Origin of the sequence: Mesomycoplasma molare, assembly GCF_024918955.1 — a bacterium.
Lineage (GTDB): Bacteria > Bacillota_I > Bacilli_A > Mycoplasmatales > Metamycoplasmataceae > Mesomycoplasma_A > Mesomycoplasma_A molare.
On the sequence record NZ_CP103423.1, the window covers coordinates 161458 to 182796 of the forward strand.

The following is a 21339-nucleotide window of genomic DNA, read 5'->3' on the forward strand; positions in this document are numbered from 1 at the left end:
AGAGGGCTTTATGTTTAAGAAAAGAATTTTTAAAAATCTATTATGTTTTTCGAATTTAGTTACTATTGGTTCATTATTTATTTCTTGCGGAAATAAAAGAGTTGAGACACAAAAGGAAGATATAAAAGAAAACAGCGACATTAACAAAGACAAAACAGAAGAAAAAGAAGTTAAAAGCACATTAACTAATATAGAAAATTTTTCTTTAATTAGAATAGGGCACTGAAATGTTTTAAATCAGACAGGGAAATCTGAATGAAAAAACGAAGCAATAGCTAAGATTGTTCAAAGTCAAAATATGTCATTAGTTGGTTTAACTGAAATAACAATAGATGATGAAACAAAAGAAAAAGCTGTTAGTGAAATCATTAAAAAATTAAAAGAATATGAACCGAATGCTGATTGAAGCTATATTTTAAGTCCTAAACTTTTTGGAAAAGGTAGAGAAAGTCAACAAGAATATATAGGAATAATTTATAAAAATAAATTACTTGAACCAATACCCTTTGCTGGTTATAATCAAAATAAAAATATTTATATGGGAATACCTTATGAAAATCCAGAATTTATTTCCGAATTTAGTGGAAAAAAAATTGTATATGCTAGACCTCCTTTTGGAGCAAAATTTAGAGTAAAAAACGATAAGAAAAATGATTTTACGGTAATTTTCTCTCATTTTGATTCACCTTCCAATTCCGCTTCTAAAGGAGAAGGAAAAGCATCAGGTTTTTCAGGCCAAGGAGAGTTTGAAGTTAGTGAAGCTTTACAATTAGTGGAAGTATTGAAATGATTTGATGAAAAAGATGAAACTAATGATGATATTTTTTTCATGGGTGATACAAATATTAAAACAAAAAACGGAGCTAAGGCCTTTGCTCCTTCATTAAAAAAAGGATATAAAACTTTAATAGATTGAGACTTAAAAACTAGTTTAGGCAAAAGAAAAAAATGATCCGAACCATATGATAAAATGATTTATAAAGGGGATATAGAAACTAGTAAAGCAGATAGATTCGACATTTTTAAAGTTTTTGAAAACGGAATCTTAAACGAAAAAGAGTGAAAAAATAAATTAGAGCAAGATGGAAAAAACCCAAAAAATGATACTTTATTGGACTGGGTAAATAAAATAAGCGATCATACAATGACGTATGTAGATTTAAATGTTTTTAACGAAGATGTTGATGAATAAATTTAAAAAAACATTTTTTAGTTTATAATTAATTTAATAGTAATAAATAAATGGTTGCTGTTCTTGCAACCTTTTCTATATTTTTAAGGAGAGTAAATGAATATTTTAGAAAAATTAAAAGAAAATTTTAGCGATATTTTAGAGGCTTATTTTGAAAAGGAAGGATCATTGCTTTTTTTAAGAATAAAAACAAATCATACTGATTTATTAAATATTGAAAAAATTTCAAAGCAAATATCTGATTTTTTAGATGTTTATGATCATTCTGAAAAAGAATATTATTTAGACGTTTTTTCAAAAGGAGAAGATTTGAAAATTGAAATAGATAAACTTGATTCATTTATAAGTAAGAAACTTCAAATTTGAAAAGATGAAAATAGTTTTATTATAGGTAAACTATTAGAAAATAATGAAGAACATTTATTACTAGAAGTAAATTTAAAAGGCAGAATCAAAAAAGAAACAATCTTAAAAAAGGATATTTATAAAATAAATTTATATATAAAAATTTAGGAGACAAAAAATGGCAAGAAAAAAAGAAATTTCAAATCAAAATATTGAAAAAAAATATTTTTTTAGTTATTTAAATGATGTAGCTAATTCTAGAAAAATTAATAAAGAAGACATAGTTAATATATTAGAAGAATCTTTTAAAAATACAATAACTAAAAATTTAGATCCTGAAGCAGAAATTGAATTAATAATGGATTATGATAAAGAAATTATTCGTTTAGTAAACAAAAATGCATTAGTTTTATCTGATGAAGAATATGAAAAGACAATTAATGAAAACGAAGGGATGAAAACCTGCGCAATTTCTTTAACAGAAGCAAAACAATTATCTTCATCTATAACAGAAGATGGAGATTCTATTTTAATCGACATTGAATTTGAGAAACTTCCTAAAAGTATTTTTCTCCCTGTAAAACAACAATTTGTTCAAAAAATAACAGAAATGGTTAGAGAAAGAACTCTTTCTAAATATTCAAAATTAAAAGGTACAATAGTAAAAGCTAAATTAATTTCTATAACCAAATCAGGATATATTTATGAAATTGAAGAAGATCAAGTTCACGCTTTTATGCCTAAACAACTATCTGCAAATTCTAAAAGAAGAAACGAATTAGGTGTTTTAGAAGAAGTTTATATAGAAGATATAGCAGAAGAAGCAAAAGACACACAAATAATTTTGTCTACAATTTCTAACAACATATTAAATGAATTTTTAAAAAGAGAAATACCTGAAATTGAAAGTGGCGAAATTGAAATAGTAAGAATTGCTAGACATGCAGGTGAAAGATCAAAAGTAGCTATAAAATCAAATTCCGAAACTTTAATTAATGGTTTAGGAGCTTTAATAGGAAAATCTGGAAATAGAATAGAGTTTATTTCTAAAGAACTAGATGGTGAAAAAATTGATGTTATTGAATTTAGTGAAGATCCTGTTAAATTTATAGTAAATGCACTTTCACCAGCAAAAACAGTTTCAGTTTTAACCTTTAGATCTAAAAAATCTAGCAAAATTGTTGTAGTAGTTCCTGATTCACACCATTCATTAGCTATTGGTAAAAAAGGAATAAATGTTTCTTTAGCATCAGAATTAACTAGATCAAGAATTGATATTTACCCTTATAGTAAAGCAATTAACGATGAAATGAATATAGTTTGAAATGGTAACATTGCAGACCAACAAGAATTAGAACTAATAGAATTAGAAGCGAAAAATAAATTGAATTCATCAGAAATTAATTCTTCAAATACACATAAAACAAGAAAAGAAAAAAGAAAAATTAATCCTAATTACTTATTAGATGAATTTGATAGAGACATACAAAAATATAATGAAGATTTTGGTTTAATTGAAGAGAATTACTCAATTGAAAAAACAAACAAAATTAATAATGTAACTAACAAAGATAGAATGTTAAATACATTAGATGCTAACTCAATTTTCGAAGAAACATTATCGGATTTTGAAAATAAAATATCAGATCCAAAAACCGAAATTGATAACTCTTACACAAAAGAGGAATTAACTCAAATACAAGAAGAAATTAAAAATTATAAAATTGATAATGATTTAGCAGCTTTCGCAGGACTTAAAGATTTTGATTTTGATGTAAACGATGCAGATTGAGACGATGAGGAAAATGAAAAATAATAAATCTTATTCTAGAAAATGTATTTTTACAGGTGAAATATTAGAAATAGATAAATTATTAAGGTTCACAAAAAATAAAAGTAATATTGTAATTTTTGATAAAGATAAAAATTTACAAGGTAGAGGTTCTTACTTAAAAAATGATTTTGAAATAGTAACAAAAGCACTTGATAAAAAGAGTTTTAATCGCTCATTTAAAATGAATATCTCAAAAGAAAATTATGAAGAATTAAGAAAGGAAGTTATATTATTTTATGGCAAAAATTAAACAAAGAAAATCTAATGTGGAAGAAATTAAATCACAATTAGTTAGTGTAAAGACAGAATTAAAAGATGGTGTTTTCATTTTTACAGGCCCAATGACAATTTCAGAATTTACAACCAAAATTAAAAAATCTGCTAATGAAGTTGTTTCTTACTTTTTTAAAAAAGGTAAAATGTATACCTTAAATAACACTTTAAACGAAGAAGAAATTGCAGAATTATGTATTGAATACGGTTTTGACTTTCAAAGGGAAGTAGAAATAAATGCTTCTAATTTTATGGATCAAATTGAAATAAACGATAATGAAGAAGAAATGGAATCTAGAGTACCTATTATTACTATAATGGGTCATGTTGACCACGGGAAAACAACTTTATTAGACACAATTAGAAAATCTAATGTTGCACATGGTGAAGCTGGTGGTATTACACAACACACAGGAGCTTATCAAGTTGAATACCAAAATAAAAAAATTACATTTTTAGACACTCCTGGTCATGAAGCTTTTACAGAAATGAGAGCAAGAGGAACGAAAGTTACTGACATTGTTATTTTAGTAGTTGCAGCTGATGATGGTGTAATGCCACAAACTGTTGAAGCCATTAATCATGCTTTAAGTGCTAAAGTTCCAATTATTGTTTTTGTAAATAAAATGGATAAACCTAATATAGATGTAGAAAGAATTAAATCAGAGCTTTCAACACATAATATTTTACCTGAAGAATGAGGCGGAAATAATATGTTTGTCTACGGTTCAGGTAAAACCGGCCAAGGATTAAACCAATTATTTGAAGCTATTAATTTACAGGCTGAAATTTTAGATTTAAAAGCTAATAAAAATAGATACCCAATAGGAACAGTTATAGAATCTAGATTAGATAAAGGTAAAGGAACGGTTGCAACTTTAATAGTACAACACGGAACACTTTATCCAAGAGATTTTATTGTAGCTGGTTCTAAATATGGAAAAATTAGGACACTAGAAAACTCATTAGGTGAACCAATTGAAAAAGCAACTCCAGGAACACCTGTTATAATAACTGGTCTTAATTATGTTCCTTTAGCAGGAGATAAATTCTTCGGTTTCACAGATGAAAAATTTGCTAAAAATTTAGCGCAAGAAAAAGCTTTTACAGATAAACAAACCGCTTTAAAAGAGAAAAACTTAATTACTTTAGAAGAAGGAAAAAAAATTATAAATATAATTATAAAAAGTGATGTTCAAGGAACAGCTGAAGCTATTAAATCTTCTCTTGAAAAATTAAAAAATGAAGAAGGAATGGTAAAGGTTATTCATTCATCAGTTGGAGATGTAACAAAGGCAGATATTTTACTAGCCGAAGCTTCAAATGCCATAATATATGTTTTTAATTCAAATGTACCTAGTTCTATTAAACAATTTGCTAATCAACAAAAAATAGATATTAAAGAGTATTCTGTTATTTATAAAATAACCGAAGAAGTTGAAGCTATGTTAAAAGGTTTTAAAGAACCTAAATATGAAGAAAAGAATATTGGTGAAGCATTAATATTAAAAGTGTTTTCTTATTCAAAAGTAGGGCAAATTGCAGGATGTACCATGGTTAATGGTAAATTTAAAACAAATTGTAAAGTAAAAGTATTTAGAAAAAATAAATTAATTCATGAGGGAAAATTAGATTCACTAAGAAAAGGATTAAATGACACAAAAGAAGTGGCTATGGGTATGGAATTTGGTTGTCACATCTATAAATTTAATGATATACAAGTAGATGATATTATTAAAGCATATGAAGATGTATTAATAGAAGAGTAAAATATGAATAAAATTACTTTAAGAAAGAAAGAATCTCATTATTTTCTTTTAGTTTCAAAGATAATAGGTGAGGAAATAACAAATTCTAATGTATATGGAGCCACAGTTAATGATGTTAAATTATCTAATGATGGATCTCATTTAAAAATATTTTTAAGTTTTATCAAAAATTCACAAAAAGGATTAGAAGCTATAAATAACGCAAAAGGTTATATACGAAGTCAAATTGCTAAAACGGTAAATTCTAGGAAAGTGCCAGAACTTCATTTCTTTCTAGATGAAGTATTTAATAGTGCTCAAAAAATAGAAGAAATATTAAAAGAAATAAAAAAACAAAAAAATCAGAACGATTAAAATTAAATATTTGATAATAGCTAAAAGTTTTTAATTTTCTTAAATAAAAATCAAGCAAAACTATAATGAATCTAAAAATTAGTTTTGCTTGATTTTTTATCTAGGATTTTATTTTCAAATTTCAAAATATTTAAAGACTACTTCGATAAAATAAACCATTTTAAATAATGCTATAATTTATTATATATAATAAAAAAGAAGGTGCTTATTATGGAAGATACTAATAAAAATAAAAGATTAAAAGAAGTAAAATTTTTTTCCGCTTCTTATTTTTCTTTAGTTCTTTTGTTTATGGTGTTTTTCATTACATTATCATCAATTTTTAAAATATGGGAACAAGACAATTTTTTACAAATTTTATCATTAAGTGTAATAATTATAACACTACCATTTATTCTTTTTTCAACAGCATTAATACTATTTAGAAGCGTTGATACACCAAAAGGAAAAAACCAATTGAATATATATTATTTTATTTTAATAAAGAAAAGATAGAAAATACGAAAGTTCTAACTAAAAAAGAACATTTAATTTTAAAGGTTGCATTTTTTGTAGTGTACTTTATTTTATTATCATCTTTTATATCATTGACGACTTTAGTTTTTGTTAGCGCTATTAACCGTATAAATAGTGAACAAATTAAATTTGTTCAGTTTATATTATTTGACTGTCTTTTTATAACTTCTCATTCTTCAATTTTGTTAAAAAAAATTTACCAGGTATATATAGGTAGAAGCGATGAACGCAAAAAAACAGATTTTTTATATTTTTATAATTATTAAAATGAAGAAAAACATACTTTTTAAAATTATTAATATATTATTAAAACTAGACTTTCTAATTGTTATTCAAGGAAATTCTAGTTTTTTATCGACATAATTACTGGTATTTCGTAAAATGACACACATATATTTACATTTGAAATTGTAAATAAATATTATTAAAATCACTTTTTTAAACTAATAAAAAACTTAATACATATGTTAAATTTCAAAAGAAATTGAAAGTAAATAAAGCCTAAAAAATTTACATTTTATAATGCCACAAACAATATTGTTACGTTCTGAAATGTAAATTAAAATGTACGACTAGTTTTTATTTTAAAGCGCTGTACTAGAATTTATAAAATATACCGTCCTATTAGTTAGTTTAACAACAATAAATCAAATCTCTTTTTTTCTTTATTCTGTCTGTAATGAAATTTGTACATATAAATTAAAATGATTTAATTTATTGTCTTTGAAATTTAAAAATATAAAAAATTCATATTTATTTGTAAAATTTTTATAAATATTCAAAATTTATAAGATTAATTTAAATAAATTTGCATTTTTACTTAAAAGGTGTTATAATCATAACACGCAAAAATAAAGGAGTAATTATTATGGAAAATAGCGATAAAAATATAGAATTTAAAAAAATAAAAATTTTATCTATAAGTTATTTTTCTATAAATTTTATATTATTAATATCTTTTATTGTTTTTGGATCTTTTTTCAAAATATGAAAACATGAGAACTTCTTAATAGCCATATCACTTTTTTCAATATCTGTTAATTTTTTTCAATCTATTATTCTTTTAGCATTAAAATATTCTAGAGATAATGGTGTCCCTAAAGGAAAAAAAGCGATTGAATACATATTATTTTATTTTAATAAAGAAAAGATAGAAAATATTAAAGTTTTAACGAATAGAGGAAAATTTTTACTAAAGAGCGCAATTATTACTTTAGTATTTATTATGATATCTATTATTACAATGATTATGATTTTTGTGTTACTAGGTATCAGTGGTAGCGATAAAGAAGAAAATTATTTTATTGTGTTTTTATTAATTATTTTCTTATACTTTTTAGTTTTAGTATTTCTTATATTAAAGAAAATTTGTCATGTATATATAGGGAAAAGCGAAAAAAAGAAAAAGACAGATTTTATTTTCTTTTTTTTGCTTTAAAAATAAAGAAAAAATACACTTTATAAAATTTTTAATACATTATCAAAATTAGACTTTACGATTATTATTCAAGAGAGTTCTAGTTTTTATATTAATGGAGTTGATGATATTTTACCGAACGATATAGATATTATTTTTTTAATAAAAAGGAAAAGAACATTTTAAAAAACTTAATTATTATTTTAAATAAGAAATTATTTTTTCGATTTTTTTGTAAAAAATAAATTTGAAAATAAACAACAAAATTATTGTCTTACATTTTTCTTTTCAAAAATATAAGATGAGGAAATTGGCTTTAAATTAGAAATATTTAAAAATTTATTAATAGCATATTTAAAAATTATTTTAGTATATATAAAACTTGATTTTTATAAACTCATAATGAATCTAATAAATCTTAAAATCGTTGCATAATTTTCGAATAGATAGAAAACTCATTTTAGCATTTTATTTACTTATATATTTAATAATATTAACAAAGTAATTTTTATTTTTTTAGCACTCTAATATAAAATGTGCTAAAATTTTTTATATTATGGCAAAAAGAGATTATTATGAAGTATTAGGTGTTGATAAAAATGCTACTGAAAAAGATATTAAAATAGCTTATAGAAAATTAGCTATGAAATATCATCCAGATAAAAACAAAGAGTCAGATGCTGAAGAAAAATTCAAAGAAGTTAATGAAGCATATGAAATTTTATCAGATTCTCAAAAAAGACAACAATATGATGAATATGGCCATGATGCCTTTGATCCTAATAGAACTGCTGGTTTTGGTGATTTTGGTTTTGGTGGCTTTAGTGATTTTTTTGGAGATATTTTTGGAGGATCTAAAAGATCAAGAAGTAGTAATTATCCCGAAGATGGTAATGACTATAAAATGGAATATACTATCTCCTTTATTGATTCTATTTTAGGTACAGAAATAAAAAGAAAATTTGAAAAATATTCTACTTGCTCACATTGTCAAGGTACAGGAGCAGAGTCATTTAATGACATATCAACTTGTTCAACATGTAATGGATCAGGTACAATGACACAAGTAATAAGAACCCCTTTTGGTTCAATACAAAACAGTAAAACATGTTCAACATGTAAAGGAAAAGGGAAACAAGTTACTAAATTATGTCATTTATGTCAAGGTAAAGGTTTAATGAAAGAAGCTAAAGAATTAACAGTTTCTATTCCTGCAGGAATTAAAGATGGTCAATCTATTGTCTTAAACGGATATGGTGGACCAGGTAAAAATGGAGGAATGAATGGTGATCTTTACATTGAAATAAATGTTAGAGAACATAAACATTACATAAGAACCGGTGATGATATTCATTTAACAGTTCCTGTTTCTATAACAGATATTATTGCTGAAAATGAAATTGATATTCCTACACCTTATGGAATTGAAAAATTAAAAATGAATAATTCTTATAAATCAGGTGACATCTTAACCATAAAAAACAAAGGTGCAAAAAACCCTAAAAATCCTAATATCAAAGGCAATATGAAAGTGCATATTCAATTAAATGTTCCAAAATTATCTAAAAACGAACAAAAAGAACTAATAAAAATTTTAAACAGTACAAATGATGAAATTAAAAGAAAATGATTAAAGGATTTTGAATAAAAATAAATTAAGTATTTATATAAGATAACATTTTAAGCTCAAAATACTTAGTTTATTTTTTTTATTTTAACTTTGATTAAAAAAAATTAAAAATTATTTAAATTTTTACACTTTTTTTAATAAGTTATCTAATTAAAAAAATAATAAATAGTATAATTTTAATATTAATTATTTAATTTAAAGGAGTATTATGGAATTCAAATTCATCAAACCGGGAAAAGTTATGTTTTCCAAAAACGATTTAATTCGTTTTTTAGATATAGATGGAAAATTAATTGATCCTAAAAATGAACCAAAATTAACAAAAGAACAACTTATTAAAGCTTATAAATTTATGGTTTTATCTAGAAGACAAGATGAATACATGACACAATTACAAAGACAAGGTAGAATGCTAACTTTTGCCCCAAATTTTGGTGAAGAAGCATTACAAGTAGCAGCAGCTATGTCTTTAGAAAAGGATGATTGATTTGTCCCAGCATTTAGATCTAATGCCACAATGTTATATATGGGTATGTCAGTTAAAAACCAAATGTTATATTGAAATGGTAATGAAAGAGGTAGCGTATCACCAAATGGTGTAAATCTTTTACCTATTAATATCCCTATAGCAACACAATGTTCTCATGCAGCAGGAATTGCATATGCTGCAAAATTAATGAAAAAACCTATTATTTCTATGTCATTTATAGGAAACGGTGGAACAGCTGAAGGAGAATTTTATGAAGCTATAAATACATCCGCTATTTGAAAATGACCTTCAGTTTTTTGTGTTAATAATAACCAATGATCAATTTCTACACCTGAACATTTAGAAACAGGATCTGAAACAATAGCTGCTAAAGCTGCAGCTGCAGGAATTCCTGGGGTTAGAGTTGATGGAAATGATTTATTAGCTTCATATGCGGTAATTAAAGAAGCTGTTGATTATGCAAGAGCTGGAAATGGACCAGTTGTTGTGGAATTTGTGACTTGAAGACAAGGACCTCATACAACTAGTGATAATCCAAGAATTTATAGAACAGTTGAACAAGAAAAAGAAAATGAAAAATGAGAACCTATGCATCGTATAGAAAATTATTTAGAGTTTAAAGGTTTTCTAACTAAAGAAGAAAAAGAAAAAATTTGAGAAGAAGCTTTAAATCAAGTGAAAGATGCATATCAAGAGTCATTAAAAGAACTTGAAGTAGATATAAATGAAGTTTTTGATTACACTTATGAAAAATTAACACCTGAGTTAGAAGAACAAAAAGCAGAAGCACTATTGTATTACGCAAAGGAGAATAAATAATGAGCAAAAAAATTGAATTAAATAATATAGGTGCCGTTACTCATGCTATTGATTTAATGATGGAAAAGGATGATAGAGTAGTTCTTTGAGGTCAAGATGCCGGGTTCGAAGGTGGTGTGTTTAGAGCAACTGAAGGATTACAAAAAAAATATGGTGTTGAAAGAGTTTGAGATACACCAATTGCCGAAGCTTCAATGATGGGGATAGGAGTAGGGGCTGCTCTATTTGGTTTAAAACCAATAGTGGAAATGCAATTTCAAGGATTTTCATACCCTGCTTTTCAGCAATTAATGACTCACGCTGCTAGATATAGAAATAGATCAAGAGGAAGATTTACAGTTCCTTTAGTTTTAAGAATGCCAATGGCAGGAGGTGTTAGGGCTTTAGAACATCACTCTGAAGCTATCGAAGCTATGTTTGCTCACGTTCCTGGATTAAAAGTTGTTATGCCTTCTACTCCTTATGATACAAAAGGATTAATGATTGCTGCGATTAATGATCCAGATCCTGTTGTGTTTTTAGAACCTAAAAAAATATATCGTTCATTTAAACAAGAAATACCTGCAGAAGCTTATGAAGTTCCAATTGGAAAAGCCAATGTATTATTAGAAGGAAATGATTTAACTTTAGTAACATATGGAGCACAAGTTCATGACTCAATCGAAGCTATAAAGAAAATTATGAGTACTAATCCTGAAATAAGTGTTGAATTAATTGATTTAAGAACTATAAAACCTATCGATACAGAAACTATAATTAATTCTGTTAAAAAAACAGGAAGACTTTTAGTTGTTCATGAAGCAGTAAAATCATTTTCTGTTTCAGCTGAAATTATAACTAGAGTAAATGAAAAAGCGTTTGAATATTTAAAAGCTCCTTTAACAAGATTAACAGGTTATGATATTACAGTCCCTTTAGCTAGAGGTGAAAAATATCACGCTATTGACAGTGACAAAATAGTTAAAAAAATTAAAGAAGTTGTAGAATTTAAATTCTAAAAGAAAGGAAAATATGAATAAAATTATTTCTACTCCATTAGCTAGAGCATTGGCTTCAAAAATGGGTATTGATATAACTCAAGTAAAAGGATCAGGTCCTTTTGGAAGAATCTTAAAAGAAGATGTAGCAAACTTCAAAGAATCACCAGTTTTAGAAAATAAGGTTGTTGAACAAAAAACTAGCCAAACTACAACTAGTTCATTAGACGGTAAAAGAGAAAAAGTTACTCCAATTAGAAAAGCGATCGCAAAAGCGATGATTAATTCTAGAGATTCTGTAGCATACTTTAGTTTAGTAAATGAAATTGACATGACTAAATTATGAGATTTAAGAAAATTAATAGTTGAAGATGTACAAAAATCTACAGGTGTTAAATTAACATTTTTACCTTATATAGCAAAAGCAATTTTAATCGCTTTAAAAGAATTTCCAATATTAGCAGCTAAATATGATGAAGCAACATCAGAAATTGTTTATCCAACTACTTTAAATTTAGGAATTGCAGTCGATACAGAAGCTGGTTTAATGGTTCCTGTAGTAAAAAATTCTCAAGAATTAACTATTTTAGAACTATCTAAAGAAATATCTAGATTAGCATTAGCTGCTAGAGATAGAAAAATTAAACCAAATGAAATGTCAGGCGGATCATTTACTATTACTAACTATGGATCTGTAGGAGCATTGTTTGGAACTCCTGTTATAAATTATCCAGAATTAGCTATTGCAGGTGTAGGTTCCATAGTGGATCGTCCAGTAGTTAAAAATGGAGCTATAGTTCCAGGAAAAGTTATGAATTTAACTGTTTCAGCTGACCATAGATGAATTGATGGAGCAACTGTAGGTAGATTTGCGACAAGAGTAAAAGAATTATTAGAAAAACCAGAAATTTTAGGAGTTTTATAAGATGCATAAGTTCAAATTCGCAGATATAGGTGAAGGGCTACATGAGGGAGTTGTAGCAGAAATTTATAAAAAAGAAGGAGATATGGTCAATGAAGGAGATTCTTTATTTTCTGTAGAAACAGATAAAGTTACTTCTGATATTCCTTCTCCTGCTACAGGAAAAATTGTTAAAGTTTTAATGTCTGTAGGAGACACTATTCACGTAGGTCAAGAAATTTATCACATAGATGATGGAAGTAGTGATCAAGAAGAAGTCAAAGAAGAGAAAAAAGATGAACAACCTGCAGAAGGTGGAGCTTCTGTAGTTGGTGAAGTAAAAGTTTCAAATCAATTATTTGACTTATCTTCTTTAAAAAGACCTGCTGTATCAAATTCAGAACCAAAAGAAGAAAAATCTTCTTCTATCAATAACACCTCTAATTCTAATAAAGAAAAAGGTAAAGAATTTACAGGAAAAATTGAAGAAGAATTTGATGTAATAGTTATTGGATCGGGTCCTGGAGGTTATTTAGCAGCAGAAGAAGCTGGTGCCGCTGGTTTAAAAACTTTAATTATTGAAAAAGAATTTTGAGGTGGGGTTTGTTTAAATGTAGGATGTATTCCAACTAAAGCCTTATTAAAAACTACAGAAATTTTACATTATGTAAAACACGCTTCAGAATATGGTTTAATCGGAAATTTTGATGCTAAAATCGATTGAACAAAAATGCACAATAAAAAAACAGAAGTTGTACAACAATTAACTTCAGGTGTTCAAGCTTTAATGAGAATGAATAAAGTAAAAATGATTTTCGGAGAAGCAAAATTTGTTGGAGCACATGAGCTACAAGTTGAAGGCAAAGTTTATAAAGGGAAAAATATCATTATTGCAACGGGTTCTAGTGATAGAAAAATTCCTTTACCAGGTTTTGATAAAGGGTATGAAGAAGGAAAATTAATAACTTCAAAAGAAGCAATTAATTTAGATAAAAAACCAAAATCATTAACAATTATTGGTGGTGGTGTTATCGGGGTTGAATTTGCTCAAGTGTTTGCTTCTGCAGGTACAAAAGTTACAATAATTCAAAATTTACCAACTATATTAGGAATGTTAGATAAAGATATTATCAAACAAGTATCAAATGACTTAAAAGAATTGAATGTTGAAGTAATCACAAATGCTAATACTACAAAATATGAAAAAGGTAAAATTTTCTATGAAGTTAATGGAAAAGAAGAATCTATTAAATCTGATTTAGTATTAGTCTCTGTTGGTAGAGTTCCTGAATCTCTAGGATTAGAAGAAGTAGGAATAAAACTTGGAAGCAGAAAAGAATTAGTTGTTGATGAATTCTGTCAAACAAACATCGAAGGTGTATATGGAATTGGAGATGTTGTAGGACAAGCTATGCTTGCGCATGTTGCATACCGTCATGCGGTTGTTGCAGTTTCAAATATTTTAAATAAAAAGGTTAAATACTCATCTAGAACTGTACCAGCATGTATTTATACACACCCTGAAATCGCTGTAGTTGGTTTAACTGAAGAACAAGCTAAAGCTGAGGGAAAAGATTTTGTTGTCGCAAAACATCAATTTACTTTTGTTGGTAAGGCCTTAGCCGCACATGAATCAAAAGGTTTTGCTAAATTTATAATCGATAAAGAATTTGGAGAAATTATAGGTTGTCATATAATAGGAGCGGCAGCTACTGATTTAATTTCAGAAATAGTTCTAGCTATGGATTTAGAATCAACTATTTATGATATAGCTTCAACTATTCACCCTCACCCTACATTTAGTGAAATTCTTTGAGAAGCAGCGAGAAACGCAGTTCACCAATTAAATAAATTAAAAAAATAAATGTTATTAAAAGCAACTGTTTGTTAAAGGGTTGCTTTTTTTATTTAAAAATAAAGAAAAATCTCAACTTTTGTAAGTTAAGATTTTCGTTTTATAAATTTTTAATTGTTAATTATTTATCTTGAATTGACTTAATTCCAGGAAGTTCTTTACCTTCTAAAAATTCAATAGAAGCACCACCACCTGTAGAAACATGACTAAATGCTTGTTCAAAACCTAATGATTCAACAGCGGCAACAGAATCACCACCACCTATTACAGAATAAGCATCTGATAATTTGTAAATTGCTTTAGCAACTTCTTCTGTTCCATATTTAAAATTAGAAAATTCTGTTACACCCATTGGTCCGTTTCAAAGCACAGTTTTAGCATTCTCTAATTCTTTTTTAAATAATTCTATAGAATATTTATCTATATCTAATCCCATAGTTCCGTCAAGAATTTGTAAAGGATTATTTTTATTTACTATTCTTTCTTGATCTTCAAAAGATTTACCTGTAGCATGATCAACTGGCAATACAATTTTATCTTTATATTTTTCTAAATATTCTTTAGCTAAATCGATTTTATCTTCTTCAACTAAAGAATTACCAATATTAAAGCCTAAAGCTTTATTAAATGTATAAGCCATACCTCCGCCGATAATAACTTTATCAGCTTTTTCTAATAGTGAAGATACCACGCCGATTTTGTCTGAAATTTTAGCCCCACCAATAATAGCAACAAATGGTCTTTCTGGTTTATCTAAAACTTTAGAAAGAGCGCTAACTTCTTTTTCTAATAAATAACCCATAGCTGATTCTTTTATATTTGAAGCAATACCAACGTTTGAAGCATGCGCTCTATGAGCAGTTCCAAAAGCATCGTTAATGAAAACATCACCTAATGAAGCTCAATATTTCCCTAATTCTGGGTTATTTTTTGATTCAGCTTTATCATTTAAATCTTCAAATCTAGTATTTTCAAATAATAGTATTTGACCATTTTTCATTTTGTCAATAGCTTTTTCTAATTTTTTACCTCTAGTTTCATTAATAAATATAACTTCTTGATTTAGTTGCTTAGATAATTCAATTGCTACAATTTCTAAAGATTTTTTTTCTTTATCCGCTTCTTCTTTGATTCTACCTAAATGAGAAAAAACAATAGCTTTTCCTCCTTCATTAATAACTTTTTTGATTGTCGGTAAAGAAGAAATAATTCTTTTTAATGAAGTAATTTTTCCATTTTTAATTGGAACATTAAAATCCACTCTAATTAATACTTTTTTACCATTTAATTGTAGATCATCTATTGTTTTTTTCATTTTTCTCCTATTTTGTTAATTATTTTATTAATTATAATTATAAAACTTTTTATATTAATTATTTAGTTTTTTAAGCCATTTTTTCTTAAAACAAAAACAAATTAATAGAGGAAGAAAAAATAATAATTTTTATTTTTTTAAAAAAATGTATAATATAAACGTTATATTTTAAAATTACAAGGAGTAAAATGAAAGCATTTATTATTAAACGTATCAATAAAATTATTGTTTTTAAGATGTTTAAAAACGATGTTTTTTCATTTGATTTCTTAACAAAATAGTTTTTAACTTTTTTAATAAAAAACTCTTATAAGAATCGGATGAAACTGGTTTTTATAAGAGTTTTTTTAAAAAAGTTAAGGAAAGGAAAAAATGAAAAAAAAGAGATTATTATTTGGTCTTGGCGGAATTTCGGTTAGTTGTTTGAGTGTTGCAACTTTAATTTCTTGTTCTCAAATTCAACCACATTATGATAGACAAGAATTAAGTTTCATTTCTAATATAGCTAATTCAGGTCAAAAAAAATTCGATCATGATTTTACAACAAAATTATCTTCTATAACTATAGAGAATAGTTATATAACAACTGCAAACCTTTTTGCTACAGTTACAGAAGGAGAACCGGAGTTTGAGGCTATATCAAATCCTAATTCTAGTCAAAAATACGAAGAAAAAGAATATAGAATTGTAAAACCTTCATATTCTTGAACTAGTTTAATCTTGGCTGGAACAGTTTTTGTAACAGATGAAAATGGAACAATTAGCGAATTTGACAATGACAATCATGAAATAGGATATTTAGCAGAAGGTGAAAAACCATCAGATTCTATTGTTATTTTATCCTCTAATGATCCTAGATCAATAAATAGTGAAAATTTTAAAAAGAAACTAGAAACTGCTACAAAAATTCAAATCGCTATTAAAAAAGACATTCCGTGAGTAAAGTATAACGGTGAAAAAAGTGAATATAACGTTGAATTAAAAGATTTTGTTTATGGATGAAATAGAAAATTACTTTTTGATACAGAATACAGACATCAAAAAGGTGGATCTAGTCAAATAGATGAAGAATTAATTAGATTATATTCATTGAGTTCTGGAAGTAACTTCGACCCTTCAAACCACGTTTCTAATGATTATTTATTTAAAGTTTTTGGTATTGATAAAAAAAATTTCCCTTCAGAAGATAAATTTATTCAAAAAGTAGAAGGAAAAGAAGAAAGTGCTTTAACCTTTAATAAATTAGATAGTCAAAAAGCTAATTTTAATGAATTATTTCAAAAAATATTAGTTGATTCTACATATTTTTCACCTGTACCTCATAAATTTATAGATAAGAAAAATAGTGAATCAAAAACCACAGTCGAAGGTAAAGAATATGGTCAATTTCAAGAAACAGATGATGCATTAAAATATGCTTATTACTGATATGGTAAAGATTATGACAATGATGCATTATATGCTTCTCCTTATTTACCTTTAAATCTTTCAGTAGATAGAACTGTTTATATAAGAAATAATTATTATGCAGAAACAGGGTGAAAAGCAAAAGAAGAAACTGCAGTTAAAAAGATAACAAGAAGATATAATCTTTATCCTGATGCAGTGCAATTTAATAATGCTCAATTTAATAATTATCTAGAAGGAACACTTTCTGTTTTACCATATAGTAACTTATCTGACTCTAACAAAGCAATCATTTATAATGATATTTCTCAAATTCATTTTAGAACCTCTCCTGATAAAGGAAAATTAAAAGGATCTTTAATAAGAGATTTAGTTCCAGGAGCGAGAGATTTATTAAAACCAGGAACAGACTTTAATAATGGTTTTGCAGAAAAAAAATATTATTTTAATGATAATTATGCAAAATTAGCTTTTGGTAGTTCGATAGAAGAACTTGCAAAAGGTAAGGCACAATTAGGAAAAACTTTATTTAGTCTTAAATCTTTAGCTTTTAGAACAATAATAGATTCAGTTTGAAATACTTACTCTTATATAAGAGAAAATTCTAAAACAGCAATTCCTTGAATTTCTATTTTATCACCAGATAATAAGTTAGGTGGAAGCGAATTAAATAATAAAACAGCAAGAGAAGAATATGAAAATATTAATACTCTTTTTGCTTTAAATTCAAATGGAGAAAAATTTTATTCTAAAACAATAGAGGAAGAAAGAAAACAATTTTTAAATAATCTAAGTTCTAAAGCTACCCAATATCAAGCGCCTAATATAGAAGTTTTAAAAGCGGAATTAAAGAAAATCTTAGATGATTTTTATAAAGAAAATAATTTAGATGCAAGTAAGGATAAAGTAGAGTTTTCTCTATCTAATAGATATAGAAATGAAGCAGCGCAAAAGATTTCTTCATTAGACGAAGTTGTAAAACTCTTAAATTCATTAGACCCAAGATTAAAAGTAAATTCTCAATCAAAATTTGAAAATCAAGATATTTGAAATGTATTGATTTTAGGATTAGGTAATTCTCAAATCGGTGGATGATCTAATGACTATGATGGATCCGGAACAATTTTTGATGGTTTACCTCAAATGGATGGGAATCCTATTTATTTAGCTATTGCTCACTTCGCTTCTTTAAATGAAAATGATGTTTTAGTTAAAAGTTTTCCTGAATTTAAAAAATATGCAGATAAATTTAAAGAGGCATTTGAAGAACAAAGATTAAAAAATGAAAATGATTCTTATGGTTGAGTAGAATTTGCTGAATGAATTAATGCAACAAACTCTAGTGATGCTCATTATCAAGATATTCAATACGAGTATGAATATGAAAAAAATTCAGACGGAACACCTTTAAATGTTGATGAAGAAGGTAATGCGGTACCAAAACTTGATGAAAATAATCAAAAAATATATGTTTTCACAGGTGAAGGAACTGAAAAAAAACCTGTTTGAAGTCAAAAATATAAATGAGTTTTAAATGAAACAACTAAAAAATATGAAAAACAAACTGTAGAAAGAAAAGCGATAGGTGGAAACAAAATTTCTCTTTATATTTCTACACCTATCTTTACTGACGAAAAAAGTACATTAAAATTTAAAGATGAAACATTAGTTCAAACATTTGAAGAAAATGGACAAAAAGTTCAAAAGGTATTTAGTCATTCAAGAAATAAATGAGTTAATGCTACAAAACCGTATGAATTTAACGAATATTCTGCCATCTTTAATTTAAATTACCAATCAAGTATTACAAATGATCAAATAATAGAATTAGCTAAAGAATTGAGAGTGCTTTCTGGTTTTGTTCCAGAAATTGATTTATCTACAAATTCTAATGTACCTTCTATAAGTATTTGAAATAAAAAAATAGAAATCCCACTAACTCAAGAAAATTTTATAAATTATGGAAATATTTCTATTAAGAAAGGAGAAAAATAGTGTTTAAATATTTTTTAAAAAGACTAGGATTAGCCTTAATCACCTTTTTAATTATTATTTTTATAGTTTATGTTTTACAAGTTTCTTTTGGGAAAAATCCTTTTAGTGAACAAGGATTGAAAGATGCTGCTAATAAATTAAGTGGTGGAGATCCTTCAAAAAAAATAGATCCTTTAGTATTTTATGGATTTGATAAAAATGCAGTAATTAGATTTTGACTTTGACTAACTAATTTTGTTTCAGGGGATGTAGGTATAATTTATAGTGACACAACAGAATATAGTCATCAAATACCAAAATTATTTTTTGAACCATTAAAATGAACTGTTGCAGTTTCATTGCCAGCATTTATTTTAAGTGTAATTTTAGGAGTATCATTAGGTGTTATAGCTGCATATAATAGAGGAAAATGAATTGACAGTGCAATAACTTTCTTTGTTACACTCTTTGTAGCATTACCTGCATTTGTTATTGCTCCTATAATAGTTTTAATAACTTCTCAAGCAGGACTACCATTTGAATTTAAAGATCCTAGAGATGTACCTGTTGATATTACAGTCGCTTCGTTAATTACACCTATATTAGTATTTACACTTTCTTCGTTGGCTGGATATACTATTTTCGTTAGAAATCAAGTTGTAACAGTTTTAACTTCTAACCAAGTATTAATTGCTAAGTCTAAAGGGCTTTCAAAGTGAAATATATTTAAAAAACATGTTTTAAGAAATGCTTCTGTTATTTTAGTAGGAACTATTATGTTTTCATATATAGGTCTTTTATCAGGAAGTATTATTCTAGAAAAATTCTTTAGAATCCCAGGTTCTTCATCAATAATAGTTAGTTACACTGAAAATGGAGAAATAAATGTTATCATGTTTTCTTTAGTATTTTTCACTTCATTATCTATGATAACATTAATATTTGTTGATATGTCTTATGCATGAATGGACCCGAGAATTAAAATTGCCAATTCTGAAAATTCTAAAAACTATTTCGTATTATTTAAAAAATATTTACAAAGAAATAAAACATTAAAAACAATTAATTTAGCTTCAAATAATAAAGGAGGAGAATAATGGAAAATAAAAATATTAGTTTAGCTTTTGGAAAAAAATATAAATTTTCACAAGCTGATAAAGAATTACTAAAATTTTCTAATATTAATAAAAATATTGTTTCAACTTCCTCAGTTACAGGAAAGCCTGCTAAATTATTTGTTGATGTTTTAAAAAGATTTTTAGCAAATAAATATGCAGTTTCAGCTTTAATTATTTTCATATTATTGTTAGTAACTGCTTTTATAGCATGAGCTTTTTCTCCTTTTTCTACAACTAAACCTATTTCAGAAGTTTCATCTACTTTAGTTACAGAATTAAGACCTAGTTTTCAAGGTGATGTAACTTTTACATTGTCCACAGAACTTTTACAAGAAATAAATAAAATTAATTCGAGTTTAATAAAGGGAACTCCTAAAAATATAGGACCAGAAACTTGAGTAGTTACATTAAATCCCTACGAAGTTATAGATGCTATAGATAAAAAAGATGTTTCAGTATATGCATTTATGGGAACTGATTCATATGGGAGAGATATTTGATTAAGAACTTGAGTAGGAACTATTAACGCAATAGCAATAGCATTTGCAATAGCATTAATAGAAACTATAATCGGTGTTATTATTGGAGCTTTTTTAGGATTTAATGTTGGTAAAAGGATAGATACTCTGGGATTAAGATTAATCGAAATATTTAATGCTATACCATGAGTAGTATTATTTATTATATTAGTAGGTATTTTTGGTACCAGTTCATTATCTTTAATATTAATATTATCATTAACAGGTTGAACTGGAGCAGCTTCTACTACAAGGTCTTATACAATCACAGTTAAAGATGAAGAATACGTGTATGCTTCTCAAGCAATCGGAGCTTCAAAAATGAGATTAATTTTTTCTCATATTCTACCTGCAATTTCTGGAAAATTAGCAAATAGTTTTGTTTTAAGAATAACAGCAGGAATCCAAGCTATAGCAGGAATTGCATTTTTAGGATTCATAAAAGAAGGAGTTGAATCAGCTCCAAATTTAGGGTTATTAATTACTAGCTCAGCAAGTTTAATTAACCAAAATCCATGAGCATTAGCATTTCCATCATTGATTTTATTAGTAATTTCACTTTCATTAAGATTTGTTGCATTAGGATTCCATGATGCTTTAGATCCAAAAGTAGTTAAAAAAGGAGCGGCATAGTT

At 26.4% G+C, this 21339-nt stretch carries 17 protein-coding genes; 16 read left to right on the top strand and 1 reads right to left on the bottom strand.

Annotation, left to right across the window (positions count from 1 at the left end; all coding sequences use genetic code 4):
* Positions 1-10 precede the first annotated feature (10 nt).
* The 13 genes from NX772_RS00855 to lpdA all read left to right on the top strand — a co-directional run bounded on the left by NX772_RS00855 (position 11) and on the right by lpdA (position 14381).
* Positions 11-1192, top strand: coding sequence for an endonuclease/exonuclease/phosphatase family protein (locus NX772_RS00855; RefSeq protein WP_027123429.1), 1182 nt, complete (start codon positions 11-13; stop codon positions 1190-1192).
* 96 nt (positions 1193-1288) lie between these two features.
* A complete protein-coding gene (locus tag NX772_RS00860) occupies positions 1289-1705 on the top strand; it encodes a ribosome assembly cofactor RimP (RefSeq protein ID WP_051542180.1) in 417 nt (138 codons plus the stop codon).
* Between the two features lie 10 nt (positions 1706-1715).
* A complete protein-coding gene (gene nusA, locus NX772_RS00865) occupies positions 1716-3353 on the top strand; it encodes a transcription termination factor NusA (protein ID WP_027123430.1) in 1638 nt (545 codons plus the stop codon).
* On the top strand, positions 3343-3621 hold the full coding sequence (locus NX772_RS00870; RefSeq protein WP_027123431.1) for a YlxR family protein: 279 nt from the start codon (positions 3343-3345) through the stop codon (positions 3619-3621). Before nusA ends, NX772_RS00870 begins: the two co-directional genes overlap by 11 nt.
* Positions 3608-5413 carry a translation initiation factor IF-2 gene (infB, locus tag NX772_RS00875; RefSeq protein WP_027123432.1) on the top strand — a complete coding sequence of 602 codons (1806 nt, stop codon included), beginning with the start codon at positions 3608-3610 and terminating at the stop codon, positions 5411-5413. The genes NX772_RS00870 and infB overlap by 14 nt, the downstream gene beginning before the upstream one ends.
* A 3-nt stretch (positions 5414-5416) precedes the next feature.
* Complete coding sequence (rbfA, locus tag NX772_RS00880; RefSeq protein ID WP_027123433.1) at positions 5417-5767, top strand: 30S ribosome-binding factor RbfA; 351 nt, start codon at positions 5417-5419, stop codon at positions 5765-5767.
* Between the two features lie 210 nt (positions 5768-5977).
* A complete protein-coding gene (locus NX772_RS00885; protein ID WP_027123434.1) occupies positions 5978-6262 on the top strand; it encodes a hypothetical protein in 285 nt (94 codons plus the stop codon).
* Positions 6263-7151: 889 nt separating this feature from the next.
* Positions 7152-7721 carry a hypothetical protein gene (locus NX772_RS00890; protein WP_027123435.1) on the top strand — a complete coding sequence of 190 codons (570 nt, stop codon included), beginning with the start codon at positions 7152-7154 and terminating at the stop codon, positions 7719-7721.
* 535 nt (positions 7722-8256) lie between these two features.
* On the top strand, positions 8257-9348 hold the full coding sequence (dnaJ, locus tag NX772_RS00895; protein ID WP_027123436.1) for a molecular chaperone DnaJ: 1092 nt from the start codon (positions 8257-8259) through the stop codon (positions 9346-9348).
* A 190-nt stretch (positions 9349-9538) separates the two neighbouring features.
* On the top strand, positions 9539-10639 hold the full coding sequence (gene pdhA / locus NX772_RS00900) for a pyruvate dehydrogenase (acetyl-transferring) E1 component subunit alpha (protein WP_036450238.1): 1101 nt from the start codon (positions 9539-9541) through the stop codon (positions 10637-10639).
* Positions 10639-11637 (top strand): alpha-ketoacid dehydrogenase subunit beta, encoded by a 999-nt coding sequence (locus NX772_RS00905; RefSeq protein WP_027123438.1) that lies wholly within the window; start codon positions 10639-10641, stop codon positions 11635-11637. Before pdhA ends, NX772_RS00905 begins: the two co-directional genes overlap by 1 nt.
* A gap of 13 nt (positions 11638-11650) precedes the next feature.
* Positions 11651-12541 (top strand): 2-oxo acid dehydrogenase subunit E2, encoded by an 891-nt coding sequence (locus NX772_RS00910; RefSeq protein ID WP_027123439.1) that lies wholly within the window; start codon positions 11651-11653, stop codon positions 12539-12541.
* Position 12542: 1 nt separating this feature from the next.
* A complete protein-coding gene (gene lpdA / locus NX772_RS00915; RefSeq protein WP_027123440.1) occupies positions 12543-14381 on the top strand; it encodes a dihydrolipoyl dehydrogenase in 1839 nt (612 codons plus the stop codon).
* A 112-nt stretch (positions 14382-14493) separates the two neighbouring features.
* On the opposite strand, the gene NX772_RS00920 is transcribed toward lpdA, so the two are convergent.
* Positions 14494-15687, bottom strand: coding sequence for a phosphoglycerate kinase (locus NX772_RS00920; RefSeq protein ID WP_027123441.1), 1194 nt, complete (start codon positions 15685-15687; stop codon positions 14494-14496).
* Between the two features lie 372 nt (positions 15688-16059).
* On the opposite strand from NX772_RS00920, the gene NX772_RS00925 reads away from it, so the two are divergent.
* From NX772_RS00925 to NX772_RS00935, 3 genes are read left to right on the top strand one after another with little or no spacing between them, the layout of a single operon-like run.
* Positions 16060-19089 (top strand): OppA family ABC transporter substrate-binding lipoprotein, encoded by a 3030-nt coding sequence (locus tag NX772_RS00925; protein WP_027123442.1) that lies wholly within the window; start codon positions 16060-16062, stop codon positions 19087-19089.
* Positions 19089-20165, top strand: coding sequence for an ABC transporter permease (locus tag NX772_RS00930; protein ID WP_240532011.1), 1077 nt, complete (start codon positions 19089-19091; stop codon positions 20163-20165). Before NX772_RS00925 ends, NX772_RS00930 begins: the two co-directional genes overlap by 1 nt.
* Positions 20165-21337, top strand: coding sequence for an ABC transporter permease (locus tag NX772_RS00935; RefSeq protein ID WP_051542182.1), 1173 nt, complete (start codon positions 20165-20167; stop codon positions 21335-21337). Before NX772_RS00930 ends, NX772_RS00935 begins: the two co-directional genes overlap by 1 nt.
* The last annotated feature ends 2 nt before the right edge of the window (positions 21338-21339 follow it).